This is a genomic window from Actinomyces sp. MRS3W (assembly GCF_032465695.1).
Lineage (GTDB): Bacteria > Actinomycetota > Actinomycetes > Actinomycetales > Actinomycetaceae > Actinomyces.
On the sequence record NZ_JAWDJJ010000270.1, the window covers coordinates 1 to 4,941 of the forward strand.

The 4,941-nt window shown below is 69.6% G+C and carries 11 protein-coding genes and 1 pseudogene; all 12 read right to left on the reverse strand.

The features are described from left to right. A partial coding sequence (locus RWX45_RS10395; RefSeq protein ID WP_316023651.1) for a hypothetical protein occupies positions 1 to 217 on the reverse strand: 217 nt, incomplete at its 3' end. After that, on the reverse strand, positions 214 to 585 hold the full coding sequence (locus tag RWX45_RS10400) for a hypothetical protein (protein ID WP_316023652.1): 372 nt from the start codon (positions 583 to 585) through the stop codon (positions 214 to 216). The genes RWX45_RS10395 and RWX45_RS10400, both read right to left, overlap by 4 nt. Before the next feature lie 98 nt (positions 586 to 683). After that, positions 684 to 1,250: a hypothetical protein gene (locus tag RWX45_RS10405; protein ID WP_316023653.1), complete on the reverse strand. Its 567-nt coding sequence runs from the start codon at positions 1,248 to 1,250 to the stop codon at positions 684 to 686. A 10-nt stretch (positions 1,251 to 1,260) separates the two neighbouring features. Continuing rightward, the gene (locus RWX45_RS10410) at positions 1,261 to 1,641 is read right to left on the reverse strand and encodes a hypothetical protein (protein ID WP_316023654.1); all 381 of its coding nucleotides are present in this window, start codon (positions 1,639 to 1,641) and stop codon (positions 1,261 to 1,263) included. Continuing rightward, positions 1,638 to 1,880, reverse strand: coding sequence for a hypothetical protein (locus tag RWX45_RS10415; RefSeq protein ID WP_316023655.1), 243 nt, complete (start codon positions 1,878 to 1,880; stop codon positions 1,638 to 1,640). Before RWX45_RS10415 ends, RWX45_RS10410 begins: the two co-directional genes overlap by 4 nt. Further along, positions 1,868 to 2,215: a hypothetical protein gene (locus tag RWX45_RS10420; protein WP_316023656.1), complete on the reverse strand. Its 348-nt coding sequence runs from the start codon at positions 2,213 to 2,215 to the stop codon at positions 1,868 to 1,870. The genes RWX45_RS10415 and RWX45_RS10420 overlap by 13 nt, the downstream gene beginning before the upstream one ends. After that, positions 2,212 to 2,613, reverse strand: coding sequence for a Gp19/Gp15/Gp42 family protein (locus tag RWX45_RS10425; protein ID WP_316023657.1), 402 nt, complete (start codon positions 2,611 to 2,613; stop codon positions 2,212 to 2,214). Before RWX45_RS10425 ends, RWX45_RS10420 begins: the two co-directional genes overlap by 4 nt. A gap of 6 nt (positions 2,614 to 2,619) precedes the next feature. Next, complete coding sequence (locus RWX45_RS10430; RefSeq protein WP_316023658.1) at positions 2,620 to 2,766, reverse strand: hypothetical protein; 147 nt, start codon at positions 2,764 to 2,766, stop codon at positions 2,620 to 2,622. Continuing rightward, complete coding sequence (locus RWX45_RS10435) at positions 2,766 to 3,674, reverse strand: phage major capsid protein (protein WP_316023659.1); 909 nt, start codon at positions 3,672 to 3,674, stop codon at positions 2,766 to 2,768. The genes RWX45_RS10430 and RWX45_RS10435 overlap by 1 nt, the downstream gene beginning before the upstream one ends. Positions 3,675 to 3,704: 30 nt before the next feature. Further along, positions 3,705 to 4,184, reverse strand: coding sequence for a hypothetical protein (locus RWX45_RS10440; RefSeq protein ID WP_316023660.1), 480 nt, complete (start codon positions 4,182 to 4,184; stop codon positions 3,705 to 3,707). Between the two features lie 137 nt (positions 4,185 to 4,321). Continuing rightward, positions 4,322 to 4,624: a hypothetical protein gene (locus RWX45_RS10445; protein WP_316023661.1), complete on the reverse strand. Its 303-nt coding sequence runs from the start codon at positions 4,622 to 4,624 to the stop codon at positions 4,322 to 4,324. 2 nt (positions 4,625 to 4,626) lie between these two features. Next, a pseudogene (locus RWX45_RS10450) lies at positions 4,627 to 4,941 on the reverse strand (hypothetical protein); the annotation flags it as partial.

The window sequence follows — 4,941 nt, forward strand, 5'->3', positions numbered from 1 at the left end:
GGCCCATCAGGGTCGCGGCGGTCTCCTCCGTCCAGTAGCGGTCGCCGCCCTTGGCCTTGTCCAGGGCGCTGCCCTGGGGTAGGCCGTGGACGAGTACCGCGACGCGCCGCAGGGTCAGCTCACCGGTCCACAGGCCCGTCAGGTCCACCCGGTAGACGCGTTGTAGGTCTGCCTCTATCTCCCCCCAGTAGCGGGCCAGGAGGGGGATGAGGCTCATGCTTCCGGGGAGATGGCCTCCATGATGCGGGCGAGGATCTGCGCGGTGTCCTCGATGGTGGCGCGCCCGTCGTTGGCGGCGCGGATCGCCCGGATGACCTGCCGGTACCGGCCGCCGCACAGCATCTTCGTTGCCTTCATCTGGGCGGTTAGCCGGGCCTGGTCGGTCTCCTCCTCGTCGGAGGAGATGATCATCCACTCCATGATCTCGGCGTCGGTGAGCATGTCGGGGTCTACGGTGACGGTGACGCCCCACAGGTCAACGTCCACGGGGGTGGTCTCGCCCTTGTCCTGCCTGGACTGTGCTTCGCGGCGTGCCTGCTCGGCCGCCGACGGCGCCTTCCTCCGGGTGCTGCTTGCTGCTGCCATTTGCGGGTCCTCCTACTAGTTGGTCCCCTCGTGGTGGTGTGGTGCCGCCCCTGGGGTGCGGGAGGACCGCACGCACCCCAGGGGCGGGGTCAGGTGGCTCAGCCGGCCAGCAGGCCCGACTCGTTGGAGATCAGCTTGTAGTCGCCGATGATCTCCAGGTTGCACTCCAGGACAGTCAGGGAGCCGACCTGGAACTCCTGGTCGCCGCGCTCCCCGAGCTCGACGATGGGCATGACATAGCGGCGGTGACGGCCGGTGGACACGTCGAACATGTCGGCGACAGCCGCCATGCGGACCACCTGGCGGGAGGCCTTCGCGGTGATCGTCACCTCGCCGCCGCCCTCGGCCGCCTGGGACTCGCCGGACATGTAGTCGGTGAGCAGCCGCAGCTTCTGCTCGATCAGCGACGCCTTGAACGTGGTCGAGCTGTCCGACATGTAGGTGCGGACAACCCCGTGGCCCTGGTGGCCTCTAATCTTGTCCACGGAGTCGTCGAAACCGATGATGATGCCGTCGTCGGTGATCCACCCGCAGTCGGTCAGTGCCTCGGGGATAGCGGAGTCGAGGGCGGTGACGGAGGACAGGTCGGTGCCGGCGGGGCCGAGGTAGAGGGTGTCGTTGTCGGAGCCTGCCATGAAGGCGTTATCGGCATTGGTGTTAGCCATTGTTTCTTCCCTATTCGGTGAGTCTGGTTGTGATCTGGTAGGTGGCGGTGTAGCGGGCCTGGCCGGTGTCCGGGTCGGGCAGCTCGGCCGGGCTCGTGCACGTCACGTTGGCGACCGGCACGGTGGTGGCCGGCAGGTCGCAGATGATGGCCTCCACCGTGGCGGCCAGGTCGCGGGCCTGCCCGGTCGAGGCGGCGTAGGAGTCGACGGTCACCTGGCCGACGGTCAGGATGCGGTCGGCGCGGCCCGTCCCGCCCGTGTCAATGACCCTGACGAACCGGGCGGGGGCCTCGCCGTTGTCGGGGCGCCGGGAGACGACCGGGCAGTCCAGGCCGGCGGCCAGGGCCGCCATGACCAGGGCCTTGACGTCCGGGGCGGTCATGCGGGTCATACGCCGCCTCCTGCCGCACGCTCCAGCGCATGGTCGGCCGCGGCCTGGCGGGCCTCGGGGGTGGTGGGCTTGACGTAGGCGCGCGCACGAGAACCGCCCACACGCTCCTCGACGTCGAACCCCTCGCCGGCGCGGGCCGCGATCACCCGGGCCGCCGCCGTGACCGCAGCCCGCGCCTCCGAGCCACGCCGCAACGCGCTGAACCCGGCAACGGAGTACCGGAACTTCACGCGCCCCACGGGTGCTCCTCCACTGCCGTGTCCACGCTGGCGAGCGTGGCGACGAGGCCCCGAGGCCACGCAGCGGGACGCCCCTCCACCCGGTACAGGACCCCGCCGACGCGCACACGGTCGGCCGGCTGTAGGTCCGGCCACTCACCCGGCCAGTAGGCGGTCGGCTGAGAGACGACTGGCGCGGCCCCCGCGGAGACGGGCTCGCTGGTGCCGCCCGGCGCGAACAGGCAGTCCGGCAGCGGCTCCTCGACCGTCTCGCCCGGCACCGGCTCCCCGTACTGGTCGACGCCGCCGCTCGTGGTGCGCACCCGGACGGCGGGCTGCTTCCACGTGTCCATCACGGTGGGCCTCCCGCGAGGAGATCAATCTCGAAGGCGCCGGCCCCGCCGCGCAGGGCGCGCCGCTCGGCCTTCGTCAAATACATGTCCCCGGTCGGGTTCGCGTAGGTGAACGACTCCGAGAACGGCCCCACGGTCGTGGACTGTGCGGACACCGGGCCGAGCGCGTCAGCCCCCGTCCCCTGGCCAGCGATCATGGCCCGCTTGACGACCGCCACCGTGACCCTGCGCAGCGTCGCCTCACTGGCCTCATTCCAGCGAGGAAACTCTGTCTTGATCATGTCGGTGGCGTCCTCTAGGAGGACCTGCGCGCGGGCCTGCTCGGTGTCGGTGAGCGGGCGCCAGCGGGCGGCGAGGTCGGCCGGCGTGGCGAACGTCGCCGGGGTGGTGTCGTCCGCCATCGCCACTCACCCCTTCTTCGTGTCGTCGGCGGGCTTGGCCGCATGCTTGCGGGCGGACGGCTTCTTCCAGCCCCCGCCTCGCAGCAGCTTGGCGGCCGTGGCCTCGTCGACCTCGACGACGACGCCCGTAGCCGTGTTGATCAGTCGTACCATCAGGCGGCCTTGACCAGGGCGAACCGGTCGGTGAACGCGTACCAGCCGTAGACGGCCTCGGCGCGCAGCGCGATCTCGTTCTTGCGGGCCAGGTCGCCCTGGCCGTCGGGGTCGCCGTACCGGATGATGGACACAGGAATGGACCGCTGCAGGCCCCAGCGGAAGCCGGTGGCGAAGTCGCCGACGATAGCGCGGACGCCGGTGGCGGCCGCGGCCTCACGCTTCGCGGAGACCGTGTCGCCCTGGGCGACCGGCAAGCCCATGAAGTCGGTGACGTTCGTGCCGAAGCCAAGGGTCGGGTAGCGCAGCTGGCTGGTGGTGCCGGACCCGTCCTTCACCTTCAGGTTCGCCAGATCCCAGGAGAAGCCGGGATCGAAGGCGGCGCCCGTCGGGGTGACGTCGGAGTTGATGAGCAGTCCGACCGCGGTGCGGAAGTCCTCATCGGGGTCCGCCGTGTCCTGCACGACAGTCAGCGTGGAAGCGGCAATGTAGTTGTCCCAGGTCGTCTGAGCGCCGGTGAGCGGGTTGATGCGGTGGATCGCGCCGAGGTCGAGGGCGCGGGAGAGCGCCACAGCGAGCTCGTCGGAGATCGTCCGCAGGACGCCGAGCTGGTAGTCCTCGTCGGCCCACTGCACCTCCTCGGTCAGGCGGACGGTGACCTGCGCCTTGTGCGGGACGGCAGTGACGGATGCCATCTTCACGGTGGAGGCGGCCTTCTCAGCGCCCTCCTCGACGAACTCTGCCTTCGGGAAGTCCGTGAAGGTCAGGTAGTCGGTCTTGCCAAACCGCATGGGCTCCCGTGCGGACAGGCGCGCGAGGACGGAAGTGTCCTGGGTGCGCTTGATGATGCCGGCGGCAAGCTCATCCGGGAGGGCGAGCTTGCCGGTCGTGGTGTCGAAAACAGCCATGATGATGATCTCTCTGAGTAGTCGGGTGGTTTATTCGGAGCCGAAGAGCTTGCGGACGAACTCCTGGCTGGCTGTGGCGGCCGGTCCCTCCGGCTGTTTGCCGGCGTCGGGCACAACCGGCCCGCGAGCGCGCAGGAGCGATGCCAGAGCCTCACCGTGGGCCTGCAGGTCTTCGAGCGTGTCGCCACGCAGCACGTCGGCGGGCACGCCGGTGTCCTTGGACACCTGGGCGCGCCAGGCGGCCACCTGGTCACGGTGCTCGTACTCGCCGAGCTTGGCCTTCGCGGCGTCCAGGTCGGCGGTGGTAGCGGTGGCCTGCTTGCGCAGAGCGGCGAGCTCGCGCTCGGCGGCCCTGCGTGCCTCACGCTCGGTTTTGAGCGCCTTAAGGCCGGCCTCTCCGAGCGTGTCGCTCGTGGTGGCGCCGGCCTGCTCGCCGCCGGTTGCGGGCTCGGCGGGGGTGGGCGTCGTGCTCTCGCCGCCGGGCGTGTCGGTGCTGGTGGTGTCGGCCATGCTGGCTCCTTCACGGGGTGGTGCGTCATCGCGACGCGGGATACAAGAACCGCCCTGGTGTCGCGCCTGAGGGCGGGTATGCGAAAGCCCCCAACCGGATACCGGCTGAGGGCTTTCGAAGCTTGGCTGGTTGTGGGCTATGCCGCGTCCGCGGCTGGCGGGCCCTCCTGGAAGGCGGTGATGGCAGGGGCGTACTCGGCGAAAGCGCCATAGTTTTCGGGGTCGTCAAGCTCGGCGCGTACCCGATCCCACAGCTGGGACGGCAGTCGCACGCCACGCTGTGGGAGGTCGCTGAGCAGAATGCAGAATGCGGCCCCGGCGTCGTCCTGCCAAATACCGCGCACGTCGTCTACGGCGGTCCGCGGGTAGCTGTGGTCCTCCATGAAGTCGAGGACGTCGAGGACGAGATCCCTGAACTCGGCGTCGGTCAGGTGCCCCATCCTCATTTCACCCCACTTACCGGCGTGACCGTCATGATCTGGTCTTCAGTGTACGCCACTCTGAGCGTGACACCGCGGTATGTGCCCGTGATGGCCCGCTTTCCCTTGGCGCCGTTGGCGATGACGTGCCGCGCTGCGGCAAGCACATCGTCGACGGTCCAGTATGCGGGGAATTCGTCTCCGCCATTGATCCACCCGTATCCGTGCAGGTGTCCGCCGCCGCGGGCGTCGCTGTAGAGAATGTGGTTTATGCGAGCGGCGGTGAGGGCCGGCAGGGTGTCGGGCCACTGGTCGGCGGTGGGGGCCTCGGGCGGGAG